The organism is Citrobacter sp. CFNIH10 (assembly GCF_002934585.1).
In the GTDB taxonomy this organism is placed as follows: domain Bacteria; phylum Pseudomonadota; class Gammaproteobacteria; order Enterobacterales; family Enterobacteriaceae; genus Citrobacter_A; species Citrobacter_A amalonaticus.
In genome coordinates this window covers 3999135-4021108 of sequence record NZ_CP026216.1, presented here as the reverse complement: position 1 = coordinate 4021108, position 21974 = coordinate 3999135, and the positions used below count along the sequence as shown (strand labels likewise).

Genomic DNA, 21974 nt, shown 5'->3' with positions numbered 1-21974 from the left:
CAACAAATCTACGGGGAGTCAGTTTTAACAAACGCAAAAAACGCAAGAAATGCATTCATCATGGAAATATTAAAAATTGATCTGATTCCAATAATTGTATTTTCAATACCACTTCTACTTTAATCTGGATCAACAAACATTGAATTTGATAGTCGAATGTGACCCTGGAGAGATCACTTATTACTCCAATGTAGGTATATTTGTAACGTATTTATAACCATAACGATGGAGCGGATATGAAAAAATTAACAGTGGCGGCGTTGGCAGTATGTACACTTCTCTCTGGCAGCGTTTACGCGCATGAAGCTGGTGAGTTCTTTATTCGTGCCGGTTCGGCGACGGTAAGACCGACGGAAGGTGCGGATGGAACGTTAGGCCATTTAGGCGGCTTTAATGTCAGTAACAACACGCAGTTAGGTTTGACATTCACTTATATGGCGACCGATAACATCGGTGTTGAACTGCTGGCGGCAACGCCATTCCGCCATAAAGTAGGCACGCAGGCGACCGGTGATATCGCCACCGTTCATCACCTGCCGCCAACCCTGATGGCGCAGTGGTATTTCGGTGATTCCAGCAGCAAATTGCGTCCTTATGTTGGCGCAGGCGTTAACTACACCACCTTTTTCGACACGAAATTCAATGATGATGGTCAGAATGCAGGGCTGTCCGATCTTAGTCTGAAAGACTCGTGGGGTGTGGCAGGGCAAGTCGGTCTGGATTATCTCATCAACCGCGACTGGCTGATCAACATGTCAGTGTGGTACATGGATATTGATACCGAAGCCAAATATAAATCTAACGGCGCCGTACTGCCGGAAGGTCGTTACAACGACAACATCCGCCTCGATCCGTGGGTATTTATGTTCTCTGCCGGTTACCGTTTCTGATTGGCCTAAAAAAGACCCCGTATTTACGGGGTCAACAGGGACATGACACACACGGTTTTATCGCTATATCTGCTTATGCTTTGTCCTTTGGTTCGCCATCACCCAGCTCAGCGCCGGTTAATGGGTCTGCGTTCGGATCGGACTGGGTCCTTTTCGCCATGGCTTTGACCATCGCCTGTTGCTCTTTGGTCAGTTTGACGGTCGCCAGGCCATCTCCGCCATCCACGGCAGGCTGCGGATCGGCAACATAATCGAAATAGTCATCGCTGTTCCAGCTTCCACGCGGATCGTCGCCTTGCGACATGTTGTAATACACATTCGTGTATTGCTCGACCGGCGGCAATTTGCCCGGCGGAAAATTATTCCGAATAGAGTAGAGCGCCTTTTCAAAGGAGAGCTGGTGTGCCGCTTCGCGCGTCATCAAAAATGCCAGTGCATCCTTAACACCGGGATCGTCCGTTACGTTGATCAGGCGTTCGTAGATGATTTTAGCGCGTGCTTCAGCCGCGATATTGGAGCGTAAATCGGCTGTCACTTCGCCAATCGTATCGATATACGCCGCAGTCCAGGGCACACCGGCGGAGTTAGTGAGGGCCGGACCGCCGCCATACAGCAGCGAGGTGATATGGCTGTCATTCCCATTTGCCGTTAAGGATCGGTACAGTTCGGCTTCATTTTCCGTCCCCTCTGCCAATGCGCCTTTGGCCCCTTTATTCAGCATCCCGACAAGGGAGCCGATGATTTCAAGGTGACTCAGTTCTTCGGTCGCAATGTCCATCAGCATCTCTTTGCGTCCAGCATCATCATCACCCAGGCCCTGAGTGAAGTAACGACATGCCGCAGCCAGTTCGCCCTGTGGGCCGCCAAATTGCTCCAGCAAAAGATTCGCTAAACCAGGGTTAGGCTCGCTGACTCGCACCGTATATTGAAGTTGCTTAACGTGTCGAAACATTATGCCTCCTGATGTATTTGTTATTTTTTGGCTTCTACGCCGTCAGTTTCCGAGCGCAGTAAAAATTGTTCCGTCGTTTGCGGAATATGCTTAATCAGCCAGTCAGCCATTTGTTTCTCTTCATTGAGAATAGATTCAATAGCCGGAATTGAGGCGGTATCGCCTGCTTTTTGCGCCGCAGCAAGCAGGGAGGTATAGCAGGCAATTTCGAATTGTTCAAAAACATAACCGCTGATCGAACCTTTTACGATTTCATCAGATGGAAAAATACCACCAATGGATTGTCCCAGCGCCGCCATTTTACTCATCGAATCTTTAATGACAGAACGTGAGATATTATTGCGGTCGAGGATCTCTTCCAGAATCGTAATTTGATGTTTGGTTTCGCTAATATGTTGCTCAATTCTCGAGCGTAGATCGGGATAGTTATCGATACGACCCGCCATGGATTCCAGCATCGATTCGGCTTGTTTTTCCATAGCATGGGCGTCACGAAGCCAGTCATGATAATGTTCGATAGCATTCATTTGTAATGTCCTCTGGGAATGAATTAATTAAAAGCGGATATTTAATAACCAGGGTAAAAATAATTCAGGATTTATTCTGCGCTTTCTTATTCACGTTGCCGATGGCTAAATCGGTCAGTTTAATATCGGTTGCTTTCTCTTCTTCCAGGGTTTCATTCAGCAGTTTCACTGCTTTGCGATAGCCCAGTTGCTCTGCGAGAGTGGCAAGAGTGCCGTAGCTGGCAATCTCATAGTGTTCAACTTTTTGTGCGGCGGCAATAAGCGCAGCGTCACGCACGTCGTTTTTCTCGGTGCTCTCAATGACCTCGTTGGCCTCTTCGATCAGACCTTCCATCGCCACACACTTCATGCGTTTTACTTTAATACCCGCTTCGGATTCAACGATCTGATCAATACGTTCAATTTGCCCTTGGGTCTCTTCAAGGTGGGACTGAAATGCCTGACTTAATTTTTCACTGGAGGCAGCTCTGGCTAATTTCGATAGCGCCCGAGTCAATTGTTTTTCTGCGCTGTAGGTGTCTGAAAGCAGGTGGATAAAAACATCTTCAACAGTTTTAATATTCATCTCTATTCTCCTGGGATGATACTGCGAGTCGAAAGACTCGCAGCGTTCGTAAACGATAAATCTTAAAAATTATAAAAAAAAAGGATGTCTACGATTTGTCGGATTTATTTCCGCCACGGCTGTTTTGGCCGCCTTTTTTACCTGCTTCAGAAGCACGTTGCGGATCGTTTTTAAAATTTCCGCCGCTATGTTGGCCACCTTTACGGCCCGCTTCTGATGCTTTTTCACGATTCTCGGCGAAATTTCCAGAACCACCACGATGTTCGGCCATGTTATTTCTCCTGTTTCGTTGGTAAACATAAATGTTAATTTGTGACCGGTGTCGGTACCTTTCTAAAATTAGTCGCTATCCCGGGATAGTCAAATTGTTACGGATTTGTCACGAGGGGGAAATATAATGTGGTGCAGCCATCAGAAAATAATAATGTAGCCCTTTAGAAATGAGCGACTTAACGCCTTATAATTCACTATTCTATTAATAACTCATGGTATCATAATGTGTGGTTATATTAATACTGTTAATGTAATTGACGTAAATTTACATTTATGTGGATGGGCTGACATTGTAAATAATCATAAGACTGTCTCTTTAAGAATATTCCTGGTCGCAGATCTGTGCTACAACCCAGAGGACGCAGGCATCAAAACCGCTCTTTCAGCCTGATGACAGGCTAACGCTGAGTGTTTGCGCACCACGTAAAGCGGCGCAGGTAGACTAAAATTATTTGTAGCGGGGCGGTTCTACTCACAAGTCGTCTGACAGAAGGGCGAGATTCTCCCGTGAGACCTGTACTGCCTTCTTAAAATCGAATAACGTAGTGTTAACAGCGTGTTGATGCTCAGGGTGCCTTAGTGAAAATCGTGCAGGACAGTTTAAGAAACAGACAGGCACTTATTATTTCAGCGCTAACCACGCTGCTATTTACATCACTTTTCTTGTTTATTATTTATGAGCAGCGACTGGCAGCAGTCAATGAAGGAATGAACCGCCTGCAAACGCGGATGCTTGATATCTTCAATGATAATGAAATGATCGCGGATGCGACCGGCGTGCGCTACCGGCAGATCAAAGCCGCCGATCAGTGTGGTGCCATGTCACTATTTCTCCCTCGTGGAAGGGTCTGGGGAATTAACGCCGACAGGAAACGCATTCACTCCGCATCGGGCGCGATGGTGGCGCGTGAACCGACGTTGAACGCACTGTGCATGTATACCGCCGCTGAGTTTATTCGCGGTAGGGTGAATGCGCTTAACCCCGGAAATTTCGATGCTCATCGCTACGTTATTGCCGAGGATGCGAGCTATTTTTACTGGTTTACGCCGACTGACACCAAAGCGTTTAATTATCGTACGTCGCAAATGGCGCAGAATATCTCCGACTTCTTTTTACCTCCCGTCGATTTTTATACCCGCCTGTTGGAAAAGAGTGTCAAAACGAAGGCCTTAAGCTCCACTGATTTTTATAACGATAAAATCACGGATGAGAAAGCCTTTAGCGTCGTGAGTTATATTTATGACCTCTCGCGTACTGAGATTTCCGACCATATCCTTGGCTATCTGGTTTACGATCATGCGAAGCCGGAACTTCAGGAGGCATTACGCGACGCCTTTGATGGACAGGTGCCGCATGGGCTGAACGTTTCGCTGGTGAATACTTTGAATCAGCAGTCGCTTTGTCTGTGGGGGGAATGTAAAAAGCGTCCGGAAATTGCCTTCAAAGTGCTCTCTGAGAAATATGTCATTCACTACGCTATCTCGCTCAGTGGGTTTGCGATGCATGACACCCAGGCGGGGTTGCTGATCCTGATGGCACCGTTCTTCTTTGTACTGATCATGATGGGGTTAAAATCCTGGCTAAATGAGAGCGATCTGAAAGTCTACATCGACTCGTTGACGGGCTGTTTCAACCGTAAAATTCTCGACATCATCAAGCGGCGGGATCTCTCTGACAGTTCGGTGGTGTTGGTTGATTGCAATAAATTCAAAGCAATTAACGACACCTGGGGACACGTTGCCGGGGACAGAGCGCTACAGATTATTGCCAACCGGATGTTGTCCAATACCCGCACCAGTGACGATCTGGTGATTCGCACCGGGGGAGATGAGTTCGTGATTGTGCTGTATAAGGCGAAAACGAGCGATGCGGTCGCCATCGCGGAACGTATCACCCAGCAAATCAATGAGTATCAGTTTCTCGTGAAGGAGACGCAGGTGCCGCTTTCCATCTCATGGGGCGTAGCCGAAGTGACTGAGGGCATTGATGATGCCATTCAGTATGCAGATGGCGAGATGTACAAAATGAAGCAGGCTAAATAATGGGACCGCCAGCGCGAGACTGGCGGTCTTTGGGTATTACTGACGGGTAGCGGCTTTTAATCTGCTGACGAATGATTTGAGTTCTGCGAGCATCTGATCAGGCTGCTCGACATTTTTCTCAACGATTTTGACGATCGCGGAACCGGAGATCGCGCCAGCGGCGCCTGCGTCAATGGCGGCAGACACCTGCTCCGGTGCGGAAATACCAAAGCCCTGTAAAGCAGGCGCGGCGTTGTACTCTTTCAGTTTCTCTACCAGATGATGCAAAGGCAGCGCAGCGCGGTTTTCTGCGCCTGTCACTCCTGCGCGAGACAGCAGATAAGTATAACCCCGGCCATAAGAGGCGATCTGGCGCAGCAGGTCATCATCGGCATTGGGCGGGCAGATGAAAATCGGCGCAATGTTGTGGCGCAGCGCCGCCTGACGGAATGGCGCAGACTCTTCCACCGGCACGTCGGCGACCAGAACCGAATCCACGCCGACCTCGGCACATTTGGCATAAAACGCGTCAATACCTTTGCTGAATACCAGATTCGCGTACATCAACAGACCAATGGGAATGGTCGGATGTTTTTCACGGATGGCGGCCAGCATCTCAAAACAACGGGTCGGCGTGACGCCAGCGGCAAACGCGCGCAGCGTGGCGCTCTGAATGGTCGGGCCATCAGCGAGCGGATCGGAGAAAGGGATCCCTAACTCCAGCGCATCTGCACCTGCCTCAATCAGGGCATCGATAATCTTCAGCGACTGTTCAACGCCAGGGTCGCCGAGGGTCACGAAGGGAACAAAGGCACCTTCCTTGCGATCGTTTAGTTGTGCAAACAAACTTTCATAGCGTTCCATCAGATTTCCCCTCGCGCTTTCAGAATATCGTGTACGGTGAAAATGTCTTTGTCCCCACGACCGGAAAGGTTAACCACCAGCAGTTGCGCTTTCTCCGGATTCTCACGCATCATTTTCAGCGCGTGGGCCAGGGCGTGTGACGACTCGAGCGCCGGGATAATGCCCTCGTGCAGACAGAGCGTTTTAAAGGCGTCCAGCGCTTCATCATCGGTGATCGACACGTAGTCGGCACGACCAATGCTGTTCAGGTACGCATGCTGTGGGCCGACGGACGGGAAATCCAGACCCGCAGAGACGGAGTAGGACTCCTCGATCTGTCCCTCATCGGTCTGCATCATTGGCGCTTTCATACCAAAATAGATCCCGACGCGACCGTGCTTCAACGGCGCACCGTGTTCACCGGTTTCAATCCCGTGACCACCCGGTTCTACACCAATCAGCCCAACGTTTGGCTCATTAATAAAATCGGCAAACATCCCGATGGCGTTGGAACCGCCGCCCACGCAGGCGATCACCGCGTCCGGCAGGCGACCCTCTTTTTCGAGGATCTGCGCTTTGGTTTCTTCACCGATCATGCGCTGGAATTCACGCACGATGGTCGGGAACGGGTGCGGGCCAGCAGCGGTGCCGAGCATGTAGTGCGCGGTTTCGTAGCTACCAGACCAGTCACGCAGCGCCTCGTTACAGGCGTCTTTCAGCGTGGCTGAACCGCTGTGAACCGGAATCACCTCCGCACCCATCAGACGCATACGGAAGACGTTTGGTGACTGGCGCTCAACGTCTTTCGCCCCCATGTAGATACGGCATTTCAGGCCGAGCAGGGCGCTGGCGAGCGCCGAAGCCACCCCGTGCTGGCCCGCGCCCGTTTCCGCAATAATCTCGGTTTTACCCATGCGTTTTGCCAGCAATGCCTGACCTAACACCTGGTTGGTTTTATGCGCGCCGCCGTGCAGCAGATCTTCACGTTTCAGGTACAGCGTGGTATTGGTCCCGGCGGTGATGTTCTGACATTTGGTCAGCGCGGTGGGACGCCCTGCGTAGTTTTTCAACAGGTCGGTAAACTGGGCCTGAAATTCGGGATCTTTTTGCGCACTGACAAACGCGTCTTCCAGTTGACGCAGAGCAGGCATCAGAATCTGCGGCACATACATGCCACCGAATTCACCAAAATAGGGATTGAGTAATGTTGTCATGTCCTTTTCCTTAATATGCGCGCAGTGTCTGAAATACCGAGGCCAGAAGGCGTGCATCTTTGATGCCCGGCTCTGACTCTACACCTGAATTAAAATCGAGACCGGCACAGCCGGTTTTAGCCGCCTCAACGCAGTTATCCGCGCCAAGACCGCCTGCCAGCAATACGTTATCCAGCGATTGTCCTTGCAGTAACGACCAGTCAAAACGCTGACCGCTGCCGCCCTGGCCGTTATCCAGCACGTATTTGTCGACATGCTGATAATCGCGGGCCGGGAGAGTGTCACCGACGCTCAGCGCTTTCCAGATCTGTACGTTTTCAGGCAGCGCGGCGCGTAGCGCATCAACATACGCCTGATCTTCGCGGCCATGCAGCTGTACGGCTGTCAGTGAAAGCTGTACAGCTTTTTCACAGACGTCGGCGATGTCGTGATTGCGGAATACGCCAACATACTGTAGCGGGGCGGCGGACTGCACTTCGCGGGCCTGTTCAATATTGACAAAACGAGGTGATGAAGGGACAAAAATCAGTCCACCATAGATCGCGCCAGACTCGCAGGCGGCTTTGGCATCTTCTGGACGCGTCAGGCCACAGACCTTATTCTCGCCCAGCAGAACACGGCGTACGGCGGCGTTAAGATCGTCATGCGCCATGAGTGCGGAACCAATCAGGAAACCATTGGCAAAATGGCTCAACTCGCGAACCTGAGCGTAGGTGTTGATCCCTGATTCACTAATCACCGTCACACCCTGGCCCAGTTTCGGCGCCAGTTGGCGCGTACGATTTAAGTCAATCGACAGGTCGCGCAGGTCGCGGTTGTTAATCCCGACCACTTTCGCGCCAAGCGCAATGGCGCGCTCCAGTTCGTCTTCATTACTGACTTCTGTCAGCACGCCCATTTTGAGGCTGTGCGCCACGGCAGAAAGCTGGCGATACTGCTCGTCGTCGAGGACCGAAAGCATCAGCAGACAGGCGTCGGCCTGATAGTGGCGCGCAAGGTAAATCTGGTAAGGGTCGATAATAAAGTCCTTACACAAAATCGGCTGCGGCGCGATGCGGCTCACGATCGGCAGGAAATCAAAACTGCCCTGGAAGTACTTCTCATCCGTCAGAACGGAAATGGCGGAGGCGTAATGTTTATACACCCCGGCAATCCGCGCCGGATCGAAATCATCGCGGATCACGCCTTTAGACGGGGAGGCTTTCTTACACTCCAGAATAAAAGCCGTACGCGCGCCCTGTAAGGCGTCATAAAAGTGACGCGAGCTGGGCTGGACATCGTTTTGAAAACTGGCCAACGGTTGTTGCTGTTTGCGGGCTTCCACCCAAATCGCCTTGTCTGCGACGATTTTCGCTAAAACGGTTTGCATCATTTACCCTCTTGCCGCCAGAGCGGTGACTCGGTCATAAGCGGAACCACTGTGCAAGACCTCGAGAACGGTTTGCGCATTAGCCTTGAGATCTTCTTCACCATGCAGTCGCATTAACATTGCGACGTTTGCGGCAACGGCTGCCTCATGGGCGGCGTCACCTTTACCTTGTAGTAAGCGTGTCAGAATGTCACGGTTTTCTTCCGGCGTACCGCCTGCCAGTTGTTCCTGGTGGTAAGGGGTCAGGCCAAAGTCATCTGCCGTCAGCTGATAGCTTTTGATCTCGCCGTCATGTAGCTCCGCCACAATGGTCGGCGCATGCAGAGAGACTTCATCCATTCCGCCGCTGTGTACGACCGCGGCACGCTGGTAACCCAGCACGCGCAGGGTTTCGGCAATCGGCAAAACCAGTTCAGGGCTATAAACGCCAATCAGCGCCAGCGGCGGATGCGCCGGGTTAATCAGCGGCCCCAGTACGTTGAACAGCGTACGGGTCTTTAACTGCTGGCGTACCGGCATCGCATGACGGAATCCGGTGTGATATTTCGGGGCAAACAGGAAGCAAACGCCCAGTTCGTCCAGCGCCTGACGCGATCGGTCGGCATTCATATCGAGATTGATACCGAAGGCGGCCAGCAGGTCTGATGAGCCGGATTTACTGGAAACGCTGCGGTTGCCGTGTTTTGCCACCTTCAGGCCGCATGCCGCCGCGACAAATGCACTGGCGGTAGAAATATTAATGCTGTTACTGCCGTCGCCGCCGGTGCCAACGATATCGGCGAACAGATAATCAGGGCGGGGGAACGGCGCAGCGTTTTCCAGTAAGGCGGTTGCCGCACCGGCAATCTCATTCGGATGCTCGCCGCGAATCTTCATGCTGACCAGCGCGGCAGCCAGCTGTTCCGGTTTCAGTTCACCGCGTACCACGGCGGAGAACAACTGGTGGCTTTCCTGCTGGCTCAGGGTCTGTGCCTGATACAGTCTTTCGAGGATCGGCTGCAAGGTATTGGTCGGCTCCAGCTTCTGCTGCGCCCAGGCCAGCGTCTGCTCAAGCAGACGTGCACCCTGGGTGGTCAGAATGGATTCCGGGTGGAACTGTAAGCCGCACACGCGATCGGCATCATGACGAACCGCCATCACCATGCCGTTAAAATGGGCGTTGATGGTCAGGCCGGCGGGGATATTGCTACCGATCAGAGAGTGATAGCGGGCAACCGGCAGCGGATTCGTCAGACCGGCAAACATAGCCTGTCCATCGTGTTCAATGCTGGATGCCTTACCGTGCAGGATCTCGCCGGCCTGTCCGACGTAGCCGCCGTAGGCTTCGACAATCGCCTGATGGCCCAGGCAGATACCGATAATTGGCAGCTTGCCGCGCAGACGGGTCAGCAGTTCCGGCATGCAGCCTGCTTCACTGGGTACGCCAGGGCCTGGAGACAGTATCAGAACCGGGTTCTTCATGGTGGCCAGACGCTCAATCAGAGTCTGAGCCGGAATATGGTTACGGTAAATCACCACGTTATGACCGTTGGTACGCAGCTGATCTGCCAGGTTATAGGTGAATGAGTCGATGTTGTCGAGCAGCAGAATGTCAGCCATCAGAAAGTCTCCTGTGCGTGGTGCGCGGTGGCAATGGCACGCAGGACCGCGCGCGCTTTGTTACGGGTTTCGTCGGCTTCTGACTGGGGAACAGAATCGAGCACAATACCGGCACCCGCCTGGACGGTGGCGATACCGTCTTCCACCAGCGCGGAGCGAATCACAATGCAGGTATCCAGATCGCCGTGCGCGGTGAAGTAACCGACTGCACCGCCGTAGCTGCCGCGTCGACGGCCCTCGGCTTCGGCAATCAACTGCATTGCCCGCACTTTCGGTGCCCCGCTCAGCGTGCCCATGTTCATGCAGGCGCGGTAGGCGTGCAGGACATCGAGATCGTGGCGTAATTCGCCGACGACGCGAGAGACCAGGTGCATAACGTGAGAATAACGGTCAACCTTCGTCAGGTCTGCCACGTACCGACTGCCTGGCGTACAGATTCGGGCGAGATCGTTACGCGCCAGGTCAACCAGCATCAGATGCTCGGAAAGCTCTTTATGGTCGGTGCGCATCTCCAGTTCAATGCGGCTGTCGAGGTCGCGATCTAACGTTCCGTCGGCGTGACGACCACGAGGACGCGTACCGGCAATCGGGTAAATTTCAATCTGGCGGCTGGTGGCATCGTATTTCAGTGAACTTTCCGGCGACGCACCAAACAAGGTGAAATCGTTGTCCTGCATAAAGAACATGTACGGGCTGGGGTTGCTCTTCTTCAGCACGTAATAGGCCGCTAGCGGCGACGGGCAGGGCAGTGAGAAGCGGCGGGACGGGACCACCTGAAAAATTTCCCCGGCGCGGATCGCTTTCTGCATTGAACGAACCACTGCGCCAAATTCTTCATCGCTCTGATTACATTCACAGCGCATTTGTGGCACGGAAACGACCGGCAATGGCGGCGCAGGTTCGGTCAACTGCTGGCTCAGACGTGCCAGACGTGCGGTGAGACGCTGTTTTTCCGCCTCATTGTCGCTGAACAGGCTGGCCTGAATGCGGGAGCTTTGTTTCTGGTGGTCGATCACCACAAGCGTTTCCGCCAGATAGAAACAGTAATCCGGGCAGCGGTTGCCAGCCTCAAGCTGTGGTAAATCTTCAAAACCGGCAACCAGATCGTACGCAAACAGACCGCCAAAGAACATCGCTTCGCGCTCTTGCGCCGGGACGTTCACCAGTCCCTGCAGCAGGCGGAAGGCGTCAAAGACCGAGAGTGCGCACAGGCGTGCATCTTCGTCTAATAATGGGCTGACTGGCGGGAAACGCAGCACGCGACCTGCGTCCTGGCGTTCATTTTCAACGCCTGCGGGCAGGGCGGCATCGAGCAATGTCAACAGTGCGGCGCCATTGTCAGTTAAGGCCTGAATAGTGACAGTGTCACCGGTAGCGGTGATGCGTAGCGCGCTATCCACCAGTAACAGGCTTTTAAGGTCGTCTTTGCTGTCGATATCCGCAGATTCCAGCAGCAGCGTTGCCGGACGATTGCCGCAAACCTGGTGGAACAATTCCGTCGGGTTTTTGCGATAGGCGGCATCGCAGGTAATGAGTTCAAGTGTCGGTTTTGATGTCTGCATGGTTATTCTCATTAATTTTGTTCAAAAAAAAGCCCGCGCTGTTGGCGGGCCGGGTATCTGGTGGCGATCTACACGCGAAATACACTGCCCGAAATCAGGAAGTGCGCCACCCACCGTGCAGAACAAACGTTGCTTTCATTTCGATACCCTTTTGCTTGTGAACTTTCGTACTAGTTAACTAGTTCGATGGGTTGTTGTCAACACCTGATTTCAGTAAATTTGCCGGAACCGTTATGATGCGCAGGAAAGACTATTTTTGAGAGACGGGAGTTCGCCTTGAGCGACACGAATTATGCAGTGATTTATGACCTGCACAGTCACACCACGGCATCCGATGGCCGGCTGACGCCAGAAGCGCTAGTCCACCGCGCCGTCGAGATGCGTGTAGGCACGCTGGCGATTACCGACCATGACACCACAGCCGCGATCCCCGCGGCAAGCGAAGAAATTTCACGTTCTGGCCTTGAGCTGACTTTGATCCCTGGCGTTGAGATCTCCACGGTCTGGGAAAACCACGAAATCCATATTGTGGGTCTGAACATTGATATTGAAAATCCGGCGATGTGCGCGTTTCTGGCGCAACAGACGGAACGCCGACAGCAGCGGGCGCGGCTCATCGCTGACCGCCTGGAAAAAGCGCACATCACCGGCGCATGGGAAGGGGCATTGCGCCTGGCCGATGGCGGCGCGGTGACCCGTGGCCATTTCGCCCGTTATCTGGTGGAGTGTGGTAAAGCGACCACCATGGCGGATGTGTTTAAAAAGTATCTCGCGCGCGGGAAAACAGGATACGTTCCGCCACAGTGGTGTACAATAGAACAAGCTATTGATGTCATTCATCATTCTGGCGGTAAGGCGGTACTGGCCCATCCTGGGCGGTATGATCTTAGCGCTAAGTGGCTGAAAAGGCTGGTGGCGTATTTTGCGCAACATCGTGGTGATGCGATGGAAGTCGCGCAGTGCCAACAGTCCCCGAATGAGCGCACGCAACTGGCTACGCTCGCCCGCCAGCATCAGCTATGGGCATCGCAAGGATCTGATTTTCATCAACCTTGCCCGTGGATCGAGTTGGGTCGCAAGCTCTGGCTGCCGGCAGGCGTTGAAGGCGTCTGGCAGACGTGGGAGCAGCCACAGAACACCACAGTGAGGGAAGTATGAGCCAGTTTTTTTATATTCATCCTGATAACCCACAGCAGCGCCTGATCAACCAGGCGGTTGAGATTGTGCGTAAGGGCGGGGTGATTGTGTATCCAACCGACTCCGGCTACGCGCTCGGTTGTAAAATTGAAGACAAAGGCGCGATGGAACGGATTTGCCGTATTCGCCAGTTGCCGGATGGACATAACTTCACCCTGATGTGTCGCGATCTGTCCGAACTGTCGACCTATTCGTTTGTCGACAACGTGGCTTTTCGCCTGATCAAGAACAATACGCCGGGTAACTACACCTTCATCCTGAAGGGGACGAAAGAGGTACCGCGTCGATTGTTGCAGGAAAAACGTAAAACCATCGGTCTGCGCGTGCCGTCGAACCCGATCGCGCTCGAACTGTTGCAGACGCTGGGCGAGCCGATGCTCTCTACCTCGCTGATGCTGCCAGGCAGTGATTTTACCGAGTCCGATCCGGAAGAAATTAAAGATCGACTGGAAAAGCAGGTGGACCTGATTATTCATGGCGGTTATCTGGGCCAGCAACCCACAACGGTGATTGATTTAACCGATGATTCTCCGGTTGTCTTGCGTGAAGGCGTCGGAGACGTTAAACCTTTCTTATAAGGACGCAACTCTGTATACTACGCGGCCTTAAAATGGCGCTGAGAAGCGCCGTTGATTCTCCTGTTCGACGCCTGTGAAGGCGACAGCTAAAGGAAGCTCTATGAGCGAAAAGTTACAGAAAGTGCTGGCGCGCGCTGGCCACGGCTCCCGCCGTGAAATTGAATCCATCATTGCAGCAGGTCGCGTCAGCGTAGACGGCAAAATTGCCACGCTGGGCGATCGCGTTGAAGTGACTCCCGGCCTGAAAATTCGTATCGACGGTCACCTGATTTCAGTGAAAGAGTCGGCGGAACAAATTTGTCGCGTTCTGGCCTATTACAAGCCGGAAGGTGAACTGTGCACGCGTAACGACCCGGAAGGTCGTCCTACGGTGTTTGATCGCTTACCGAAACTGCGCGGTGCTCGCTGGATTGCGGTAGGGCGTCTGGACGTCAATACCTGCGGTCTGCTGCTGTTCACTACCGATGGTGAACTGGCAAACCGCCTGATGCATCCGAGCCGTGAAGTTGAACGTGAATACGCGGTGCGTGTCTTTGGCCAGGTTGACGATGCTAAACTGCGCGATCTAAGCCGTGGCGTGCAGCTGGAAGACGGTCCGGCAGCGTTCAAGACCATCAAGTTCAGCGGTGGTGAAGGGATCAACCAGTGGTACAACGTCACCCTGACCGAAGGGCGCAACCGTGAAGTGCGTCGCCTGTGGGAAGCCGTTGGCGTGCAGGTAAGCCGTCTGATTCGCGTACGCTACGGTGATATTCCGTTGCCGAAAGGTCTGCCGCGCGGCGGCTGGACGGAACTGGATCTCGCCCAGACCAACTATCTGCGTGAGCTGGTGGAACTGGAGCCGGAAACCACCTCGAAAGTGGCGGTAGAGAAAGATCGTCGCCGCATGAAGGCAAATCAGATTCGCCGTGCCGTGAAGCGTCACAGCCAGGTGAGCGGCGGTCGCCGTGCAGGCGGTCGTAATAACAACGGTTAATTCGCTATTCCGTAATTGCTAAAAGGCCCCGAGGGGCCTTTTTTTAATAATCAATCCCCATCTGGGCTTTGACCCCTGCCTCAAAGGCATGTTTGACCGGTCGCAGTTCACTGACGGTATCGGCCAGTTCGAGAATATCCCGATGGCAGCCGCGACCGGTGATGATCACCGTCTGGTGAGACGGGCGCGCATTCAGCGCGTTAATCACCTCTTCAAGCGGCAGATAGTCGTATGCCACCATATAAGTCAGTTCGTCCAGCACCACCATATCCAGTTGCGGATCGGCAAGCATGCGTTTGCCGTGATCCCATACAGCCAGACAGGCTGCGGTGTCAGCTTCGCGGTTTTGCGTCTCCCAGGTAAACCCGGTCGCCATCACCTGGAATTCAACGCCGTGCGGCTCCAGCAGGTTACGCTCGCCGTTGGGCCAGGTCCCCTTGATAAACTGCACCACGCCAACCTTTTTACCGTGTCCCACTGCGCGAGTGGCGGTGCCGAAGGCGGCGGTGGTTTTTCCTTTCCCGTTGCCGGTGAAGACAATCACGATGCCGCGTTCGTCCTGGGCCTGGGCTACCCGGGCGTCAACCCGGTCCTTCACGCGCTGCTGGCGCTGTTGATAGCGTTCTTCACTCATTGGGCGATTCCTGGTTTGCGGCCCGGTTGGGCGTCGAAGGTCATGCCGGTCTTGCGGCGGCTGTCGTCGCCCATTAGCCACAGGTACAACGGCATAATATCGGCGGGTGTTTTGAGTTTTTGCGGATCTTCCGTTGGAAAGGCGTTGGCGCGCATCCCGGTACGGGTGCCGCCCGGATTGATGCAATTCACGCGTAGCGGACGGTTTTGGTACTCATCTGCCAGCACCTGCATCATGCCTTCGGTAGCAAATTTAGAGGCCGCGTAGGCGCCCCAGTTAGCACGACCCTGCTGGCCCACGCTGGAGGAGGTGAAGACTAATGATCCGGAATCTGACTTAAGTAATAAAGGAAGCAATGCCTGGGTCAGCATAAACGTTGCATTGACATTGACCTGCATAACCTGTTGCCAGACCTGCGGGTCCTGCTCGATCATCGGACAGACGTCACCCAGTAAACCGGCATTGTGTAAGACGCCGTCCAGTCGCGGATACTGTCCGCCGATGCGCTGCGCCAGTTGATGACAGTCATCAGCGGTGCAGGTTAACAGATCGAGTGTAAACCACTGCGGCTGGCGGTCCGTTTGCTGGGTAATGCTGTCGGCGACGTGGCGCAATTTCTCATCATTACGGCCGAGCAAAATGACGTTGGCGCCGTAGCGAGCGTAGGTCAGGGCCGCTTCACGGCCAATGCCGTCGCTGGCGCCGGTCACCAGAATAATGCGATCCTGCAGGAGGTCTTGTTTCGGTTGATAATGCATGGGGACTCCTCGGCGACATGCCTGGTCGCTCTGCTTCTCGTTGGTGTGTCGGGTTTATGCCTGAAACAGGACTCAATTTCAATCAGCCAACGGCGATAACGCCCTAAAATGAACACTTTGTCATACTTTTATCCATCCGCATATCCCGCGAGACGACGCATTACACCTGATGTACACTGAGCCGACGCTAAGTTGTTTAACCAAGGTGGGACGTGTGGAATTGTTGTCTGAATATGGCTTGTTTTTAGCAAAAATCGTGACCGTTGTGCTGGCTATCGCGGCGATTGCCACCATTATCGTGAATGTTGCCCAACGTAAGCGCCAGCGTGGCGAACTGCGGGTTACCAACCTCAGCGAACAATATAAAGAAATGAAGGATGAACTGGCGATGGCGCTGCTCGATAGCCATCAACAGAAACTCTGGCATAAAGCGCAAAAGAAAAAGCATAAGCAGGAAGTGAAAGCCGCCAAAGTAAAAGCCAAACGGGGCGACAGCGACACGTCGGATAAACCGCGCGTCTGGGTGCTGGATTTCAAAGGCAGTATGGATGCCCACGAGGTCAGTTCACTGCGTGAAGAGGTGACGGCCGTACTGGCGGTGGTGAAACCGCAGGACCAGCTGGTGGTGCGTCTGGAAAGCCCTGGTGGCGTTGTGCACGGCTACGGCCTTGCCGCATCACAACTGCAACGCTTACGCGATAAAAAGATCCCGTTGACCGTGACCGTGGATAAAGTCGCGGCGAGTGGCGGTTACATGATGGCCTGTGTGGCGGACAAAATTGTCTCCGCACCCTTCGCGATTGTCGGTTCGATTGGCGTGGTTGCGCAGATCCCCAACTTCAACCGTTTCCTGAAAGGCAAGGATATCGATATCGAGTTGCATACCGCCGGACAGTACAAACGGACGCTGACGCTGCTGGGTGAGAACACCGAAGAAGGGAGGCAGAAGTTTCGTGAGGATTTAAACGAAACCCATCACCTGTTTAAAGATTTTGTCCATCGTATGCGTCCGACTCTGGACATTGAACAGGTTGCGACGGGTGAACACTGGTACGGACAGCAGGCGCTGGAGAAAGGGCTCATTGATGAGATAAATACCAGCGACGAGGTGATCCTTGGGCTGATGGAAGGACGAGAGGTGCTGAACGTTCGCTATCTGCAACGGAAGAAACTGGTCGATCGGGTGACAGGCAGTGCCGCGGAAAGTGCCGATCGGCTGCTCCTGCGCTGGTGGCAGCGCGGACAAAAACCGTTGATGTAAGAGACGGTATTAATGAAAAACGCGAGGCTCCAAGGCCTCGCGTTTTTGCTTTAATCAATCAGGTGATACTTTTCAGAAAGTACATGCGCCAGATGTTTAAACATATTGAACACGGCAGTGCTCTTTGGCGTGGGTAAACCTTGCTCGTCTAAAAAGTAATCCCCACTGAAGACCAACACCCCATTTCGCTGGGTCACACCGGTGGCAACAATGCCCGCCAGCGTATCTTCATGCTCACGAATGATTTTGTTGGCTTCAATCAACAGCGTTTCGCGATCGATAGGTTGTGTCTCTTTGCGCATTTTTTACTCCTTAAACAAGGGCATTAGTCTACGCCGACCGACTCTTTTGGGCAAATATTCCCTCAGTGTGTACAAGGGGTTGTCAACCTTTGCTGACTGGCAGGATTTAGTTTTGCATGCTAATAAAGTTGCGTAACGAATTTTATCAGGTACAGTGTGACGCTTTCGTCAACCAGGCAACAGATTTGCTTGACATTCGACCGAAATTCCGTCGTGCTATAGCGCCTCTGTGCGAAAAAACCTGTCAACTCAGTCACCTGGCTATTTAGTGTACAGAGTCAGTACAAGGGGTTGATATCCGCAGACGCAGGGACCATATCCGTGGCTCGTCGCCAGTGGATGGTGTATCAACGTGCGACGCATTCCTGGAAGAATCAATTTAGGTAAAGGTGAATATGGGTAAAGCTCTTGTCATCGTTGAGTCCCCGGCAAAAGCCAAAACGATCAACAAGTATCTGGGTAATGACTACGTGGTTAAGTCCAGCGTCGGTCATATCCGTGACTTGCCGACCAGTGGCTCAGCAGCTAAAAAGAGCGCCGACTCTACCTCCACCAAAACGGCTAAAAAGCCCAAAAAGGATGAACGTGGCGCGCTCGTCAACCGTATGGGCGTTGACCCGTGGCACAACTGGGATGCGCACTATGAAGTGCTGCCCGGTAAAGAGAAGGTCGTCTCTGAACTGAAACAACTGGCTGAAAAGGCCGACCACATCTATCTCGCAACCGACCTTGACCGCGAAGGGGAAGCCATTGCATGGCACCTGCGGGAAGTGATCGGGGGTGATGACACGCGTTACAGTCGCGTGGTGTTTAACGAAATTACCAAGAATGCGATTCGTCAGGCGTTTGAAAAGCCGGGCGAACTGAACATTGACCGGGTTAACGCTCAGCAGGCACGTCGCTTTATGGATCGCGTGGTGGGCTATATGGTCTCGCCGCTGTTATGGAAAAAAATTGCTCGCGGTCTGTCAGCCGGTCGCGTTCAGTCCGTGGCGGTGCGTCTGGTCGTTGAGCGTGAGCGCGAGATTAAAGCGTTTGTACCGGAAGAGTTCTGGGAAATTGATGCCAATACCACCACGCCTTCCGGCGATGCGCTGCCTTTGCAGGTGACCCATCAGAACGACAAGCCGTTTCGTCCGGAAAACCGTGAGCAGACGCTTGCGGCGGTAAGCCTGCTGGAGAAAGCGCGCTACAGCGTTCTGGAACGTGAAGACAAGCCGACCAGCAGCAAGCCGGGCGCGCCGTTTATCACCTCCACGCTGCAACAGGCGGCCAGCACGCGTCTCGGTTTTGGCGTGAAAAAGACCATGATGATGGCGCAGCGTTTGTACGAAGCGGGCTACATCACCTATATGCGTACCGACTCGACCAACCTGAGTCAGGATGCCGTGAATATGGTGCGCGGTTACATCGGCGACAATTTCGGCAAGAAATATCTGCCGGAAAGTCCGAATCAGTACGCCAGCAAAGAAAATTCGCAGGAAGCCCACGAAGCGATTCGTCCTTCCGACGTCTCCGTACTGGCGGAAACGCTGAAGGATATGGAAGCCGACGCGCAAAAACTGTATCAGCTGATCTGGCGTCAGTTTGTCGCCTGTCAGATGACCCCGGCGCAGTACGATTCCACCACCCTAACCGTGGGTGCGGGTGATTTTCGTCTGAAGGCGCGCGGTCGTATTCTGCGCTTCGACGGCTGGACGAAAGTGATGCCCGCGTTGCGTAAAGGTGATGAAGACCGGACGCTGCCGGCGGTGAATAAAGGTGATGCGCTGTCTCTGGTTGAACTGATCCCGGCTCAACACTTCACCAAGCCACCGGCGCGCTTCAGCGAAGCCTCGCTGGTGAAAGAGCTGGAAAAACGCGGAATTGGCCGTCCGTCGACCTATGCGTCGATCATTTCGACCATTCAGGATCGTGGCTACGTGCGGGTGGAAAACCGTCGCTTCTATGCGGAAAAAATGGGTGAGATTGTCACCGATCGTCTGGAAGAGAATTTCCGCGAGCTGATGAACTACGATTTCACCGCGCAGATGGAAAACAGCCTCGACCAGGTCGCGAATCACGAAATCGAATGGAAAGGCGTGCTCGACAACTTCTTCAGTGATTTTACTCAGCAACTCGACAAAGCGGAGAAAGATCCGGAAGAGGGCGGGATGCGTCCGAACCAGATGGTGTTGACCAGCATCGACTGCCCCACCTGCGGACGCAAAATGGGAATTCGCACCGCCAGTACCGGCGTGTTCCTTGGCTGCTCGGGTTATGCGTTGTCGCCGAAAGAGCGCTGCAAAACCACCATTAACCTGGTGCCGGAAAACGAAGTCCTGAACGTGCTGGAAGGTGATGACGCGGAAACCAACGCCCTGCGCGCCAAACGTCGTTGTCAGAAGTGCGGTACGGCGATGGACAGCTACCTGATCGATCCGAAGCGCAAGCTGCATGTTTGTGGTAATAACCCGACCTGCGACGGCTACGAGATCGAAGAAGGCGAATTCCGTATCAAAGGGTATGACGGTCCGATCGTCGAGTGCGAAAAATGTGGCTCTGAGATGCACCTGAAGATGGGGCGTTTCGGTAAGTACATGGCATGCACTAACGACGAGTGTAAAAACACCCGTAAGATCCTGCGTAACGGTGAAGTTGCACCGCCGAAAGAAGATCCGGTTCCGCTGCCCGAGTTGCCGTGTGAAAAATCGGATGCGTATTTCGTGCTGCGTGATGGCGCTGCCGGGGTCTTCCTGGCCGCCAATACTTTCCCGAAATCCCGTGAGACGCGCGCACCGCTGGTGGAAGAGTTATACCGCTTCCGCGATCGTCTGCCAGAAAAACTGCGTTATCTGGCCGATGCGCCGCAACAGGATCCGGAAGGCAATAAAACGCTGGTGCGTTTTAGCCGTAAGACCAAACAGCAGTATGTTGCCGCTGAAAAAGACGGGAAAGCGACCGGCTGGTCTGCCTTCTTTGTTGATGGCAAATGGGTCGAAGGCAAGAAGTAACCGCCCACGGTGCAGTTGTGCTGAAGAGGGTCGCGTAAGCGGCCCTTTTTTTGTTTTTATAGCGGACTTATTATTTTTTACTCACCGCTATACAGCCTGTTTATTAATGATATAGTGGTTATAGTTAACGGCTTTTTTATTATTAAATCGTATTAGCAGCGCATCACTGCCTGCTCTGAAACGATGACCTGATGGCGCTAATCTGGATGGTTTAACATGAAATTACAGCAGCTTCGCTACATTGTTGAGGTGGTGAATCACAACCTTAACGTCTCCTCCACCGCGGAAGGCCTTTATACCTCGCAACCGGGTATCAGTAAGCAGGTTCGCATGCTGGAAGACGAACTTGGCATCCAGATCTTTGCCCGTAGCGGTAAGCATCTGACTCAGGTGACGCCGGCTGGTCAGGAGATTATCCGCATTGCGCGCGAAGTGCTCTCCAAAGTGGATGCGATAAAGTCCGTTGCCGGTGAGCATACCTGGCCGGATAAAGGCTCTCTCTATATTGCGACGACGCATACCCAGGCGCGTTATGCGCTACCGAATGTGATTAAAGGTTTTATTGAGCGCTATCCTCGTGTGTCGCTGCATATGCACCAGGGATCGCCGACACAGATCGCTGAAGCGGTTTCAAAAGGAAATGCCGATTTTGCCATCGCTACCGAGGCGCTGCATCTGTATGACGATCTGGTCATGTTGCCATGCTATCACTGGAATCGTTCGATTGTGGTGACGCCTGAGCATCCGCTGGCCAATAAAGAGTCGGTGACCATTGAAGAACTGGCACAGTATCCACTGGTGACGTACACCTTTGGCTTTACGGGGCGCTCTGAGCTGGATACCGCGTTTAACCGCGCAGGTTTGACGCCACGTATCGTCTTTACGGCGACTGACGCCGATGTGATCAAAACTTACGTGCGTTTAGGCTTAGGAGTGGGGGTGATTGCCAGCATGGCCGTCGATCCGCTGTCCGACCCGGATCTGGTTCGCGTGGACGCCCACGACGTCTTCAGCCACAGCACGACAAAGATTGGTTTTCGTCGCAGCACGTTCCTGCGCAGTTACATGTATGATTTCATTCAACGTTTCGCCCCGCATTTGACGCGTGACGTGGTGGATACCGCCGTGGCGTTGCGCTCGAACGAAGAAATAGAAGAGATGTTTAAAGATATCAAATTACCTGAAAAGTAATCGTCACAGAAAACGGTCGGTATCTTTTGTTAGCAGGAGATACCGAAAGTTTTAATTAAATCGCCATTGGTTTTATTAAGGCTGGCGTAATAATAATGTCCACATGATGATTATGGATAATCGACCGTAAAGTAGTGTCTTATTCCCCGCCTCGCAAATTTCCCTTTTCAAATATTTATTTTCGATCAAAAGATTGATTTATTCACTGGAAACGATTCGTAAATTCACTGGATTTTTGACTAAAGTTTCATTAGGATTTGTCTCATCT

General features: G+C 53.1%; 20 protein-coding genes and 1 other annotated feature. Of the genes, 8 read left to right on the top strand and 12 right to left on the bottom strand.

Going from position 1 to position 21974, the window contains the following annotated elements; translation table 11 throughout:
• Nucleotides 1–236 precede the first annotated feature (236 nt).
• Nucleotides 237–890, top strand: coding sequence for an outer membrane protein OmpW (ompW, locus tag C2U53_RS23235; RefSeq protein WP_043000519.1), 654 nt, complete (start codon nucleotides 237–239; stop codon nucleotides 888–890).
• 73 nt (nucleotides 891–963) lie between these two features.
• Here the strand turns inward: ompW and C2U53_RS23230 are convergent, their stop codons facing one another.
• The 4 genes from C2U53_RS23230 to C2U53_RS23215 all read right to left on the bottom strand — a co-directional run bounded on the left by C2U53_RS23230 (nucleotide 964) and on the right by C2U53_RS23215 (nucleotide 3205).
• Nucleotides 964–1842, bottom strand: coding sequence for a manganese catalase family protein (locus C2U53_RS23230; RefSeq protein WP_044267184.1), 879 nt, complete (start codon nucleotides 1840–1842; stop codon nucleotides 964–966).
• A gap of 20 nt (nucleotides 1843–1862) precedes the next feature.
• Nucleotides 1863–2369: a ferritin-like domain-containing protein gene (locus C2U53_RS23225; protein ID WP_043000521.1), complete on the bottom strand. Its 507-nt coding sequence runs from the start codon at nucleotides 2367–2369 to the stop codon at nucleotides 1863–1865.
• A gap of 64 nt (nucleotides 2370–2433) precedes the next feature.
• Nucleotides 2434–2934 (bottom strand): ferritin-like domain-containing protein, encoded by a 501-nt coding sequence (locus tag C2U53_RS23220; protein WP_044257718.1) that lies wholly within the window; start codon nucleotides 2932–2934, stop codon nucleotides 2434–2436.
• An 88-nt stretch (nucleotides 2935–3022) separates the two neighbouring features.
• Nucleotides 3023–3205, bottom strand: a complete 183-nt coding sequence (locus tag C2U53_RS23215; protein WP_044257720.1) for a general stress protein — start codon at nucleotides 3203–3205, stop codon at nucleotides 3023–3025.
• Nucleotides 3206–3786: 581 nt separating this feature from the next.
• Here C2U53_RS23215 and C2U53_RS23210 point away from each other — a divergent pair.
• Nucleotides 3787–5250: a GGDEF domain-containing protein gene (locus C2U53_RS23210; RefSeq protein ID WP_043000524.1), complete on the top strand. Its 1464-nt coding sequence runs from the start codon at nucleotides 3787–3789 to the stop codon at nucleotides 5248–5250.
• Nucleotides 5251–5286: 36 nt separating this feature from the next.
• Here C2U53_RS23210 and trpA read toward each other — a convergent pair whose 3' ends face one another.
• From trpA to C2U53_RS23185, 5 genes are read right to left on the bottom strand one after another with little or no spacing between them, the layout of a single operon-like run.
• Nucleotides 5287–6093 (bottom strand): tryptophan synthase subunit alpha, encoded by an 807-nt coding sequence (gene trpA, locus C2U53_RS23205; RefSeq protein ID WP_061070053.1) that lies wholly within the window; start codon nucleotides 6091–6093, stop codon nucleotides 5287–5289.
• Nucleotides 6093–7286, bottom strand: a complete 1194-nt coding sequence (gene trpB, locus C2U53_RS23200) for a tryptophan synthase subunit beta (protein ID WP_054176246.1) — start codon at nucleotides 7284–7286, stop codon at nucleotides 6093–6095. The genes trpA and trpB overlap by 1 nt, the downstream gene beginning before the upstream one ends.
• A 10-nt stretch (nucleotides 7287–7296) precedes the next feature.
• The gene (gene trpCF / locus C2U53_RS23195) at nucleotides 7297–8655 is read right to left on the bottom strand and encodes a bifunctional indole-3-glycerol-phosphate synthase TrpC/phosphoribosylanthranilate isomerase TrpF (protein WP_104446911.1); all 1359 of its coding nucleotides are present in this window, start codon (nucleotides 8653–8655) and stop codon (nucleotides 7297–7299) included.
• A 3-nt stretch (nucleotides 8656–8658) separates the two neighbouring features.
• On the bottom strand, nucleotides 8659–10254 hold the full coding sequence (trpD, locus tag C2U53_RS23190) for a bifunctional anthranilate synthase glutamate amidotransferase component TrpG/anthranilate phosphoribosyltransferase TrpD (protein WP_104446504.1): 1596 nt from the start codon (nucleotides 10252–10254) through the stop codon (nucleotides 8659–8661).
• The gene (locus C2U53_RS23185; protein WP_043000528.1) at nucleotides 10254–11816 is read right to left on the bottom strand and encodes an anthranilate synthase component 1; all 1563 of its coding nucleotides are present in this window, start codon (nucleotides 11814–11816) and stop codon (nucleotides 10254–10256) included. Before C2U53_RS23185 ends, trpD begins: the two co-directional genes overlap by 1 nt.
• 23 nt (nucleotides 11817–11839) lie before the next feature.
• Nucleotides 11840–11934, bottom strand: a sequence feature (Trp leader region).
• Between the two features lie 158 nt (nucleotides 11935–12092).
• On the opposite strand from C2U53_RS23185, the gene rnm reads away from it, so the two are divergent.
• The 3 genes from rnm (at nucleotide 12093) to rluB (ending at nucleotide 14567) form a co-directional block, all read left to right on the top strand.
• Complete coding sequence (gene rnm / locus C2U53_RS23180; protein ID WP_043000529.1) at nucleotides 12093–12974, top strand: RNase AM; 882 nt, start codon at nucleotides 12093–12095, stop codon at nucleotides 12972–12974.
• Complete coding sequence (locus C2U53_RS23175) at nucleotides 12971–13591, top strand: L-threonylcarbamoyladenylate synthase (protein ID WP_043000530.1); 621 nt, start codon at nucleotides 12971–12973, stop codon at nucleotides 13589–13591. Before rnm ends, C2U53_RS23175 begins: the two co-directional genes overlap by 4 nt.
• 100 nt (nucleotides 13592–13691) lie before the next feature.
• Complete coding sequence (rluB, locus tag C2U53_RS23170) at nucleotides 13692–14567, top strand: 23S rRNA pseudouridine(2605) synthase RluB (protein WP_043000531.1); 876 nt, start codon at nucleotides 13692–13694, stop codon at nucleotides 14565–14567.
• A gap of 43 nt (nucleotides 14568–14610) precedes the next feature.
• On the opposite strand, the gene cobO is transcribed toward rluB, so the two are convergent.
• Both cobO and C2U53_RS23160 read right to left on the bottom strand, forming a co-directional pair.
• Nucleotides 14611–15201 carry a cob(I)yrinic acid a,c-diamide adenosyltransferase gene (cobO, locus tag C2U53_RS23165; RefSeq protein WP_044257724.1) on the bottom strand — a complete coding sequence of 197 codons (591 nt, stop codon included), beginning with the start codon at nucleotides 15199–15201 and terminating at the stop codon, nucleotides 14611–14613.
• Nucleotides 15198–15959, bottom strand: a complete 762-nt coding sequence (locus C2U53_RS23160) for a YciK family oxidoreductase (protein ID WP_044267179.1) — start codon at nucleotides 15957–15959, stop codon at nucleotides 15198–15200. The genes cobO and C2U53_RS23160 overlap by 4 nt, the downstream gene beginning before the upstream one ends.
• A gap of 214 nt (nucleotides 15960–16173) precedes the next feature.
• Here C2U53_RS23160 and sohB point away from each other — a divergent pair, with 214 nt between their 5' ends.
• Nucleotides 16174–17220 carry a protease SohB gene (gene sohB, locus C2U53_RS23155; RefSeq protein WP_104446503.1) on the top strand — a complete coding sequence of 349 codons (1047 nt, stop codon included), beginning with the start codon at nucleotides 16174–16176 and terminating at the stop codon, nucleotides 17218–17220.
• Between the two features lie 50 nt (nucleotides 17221–17270).
• On the opposite strand, the gene C2U53_RS23150 is transcribed toward sohB, so the two are convergent.
• On the bottom strand, nucleotides 17271–17522 hold the full coding sequence (locus C2U53_RS23150; protein ID WP_042318668.1) for a YciN family protein: 252 nt from the start codon (nucleotides 17520–17522) through the stop codon (nucleotides 17271–17273).
• 395 nt (nucleotides 17523–17917) lie between these two features.
• Here C2U53_RS23150 and topA point away from each other — a divergent pair, with 395 nt between their 5' ends.
• Together topA and cysB are read left to right on the top strand one after the other, a co-directional pair.
• Nucleotides 17918–20515, top strand: a complete 2598-nt coding sequence (topA, locus tag C2U53_RS23135) for a type I DNA topoisomerase (protein WP_043000535.1) — start codon at nucleotides 17918–17920, stop codon at nucleotides 20513–20515.
• A 216-nt stretch (nucleotides 20516–20731) separates the two neighbouring features.
• Entirely contained in the window at nucleotides 20732–21706 is a 975-nt protein-coding gene (gene cysB / locus C2U53_RS23125; protein ID WP_099433057.1) for an HTH-type transcriptional regulator CysB, read from the top strand.
• Nucleotides 21707–21974 lie beyond the last annotated feature (268 nt).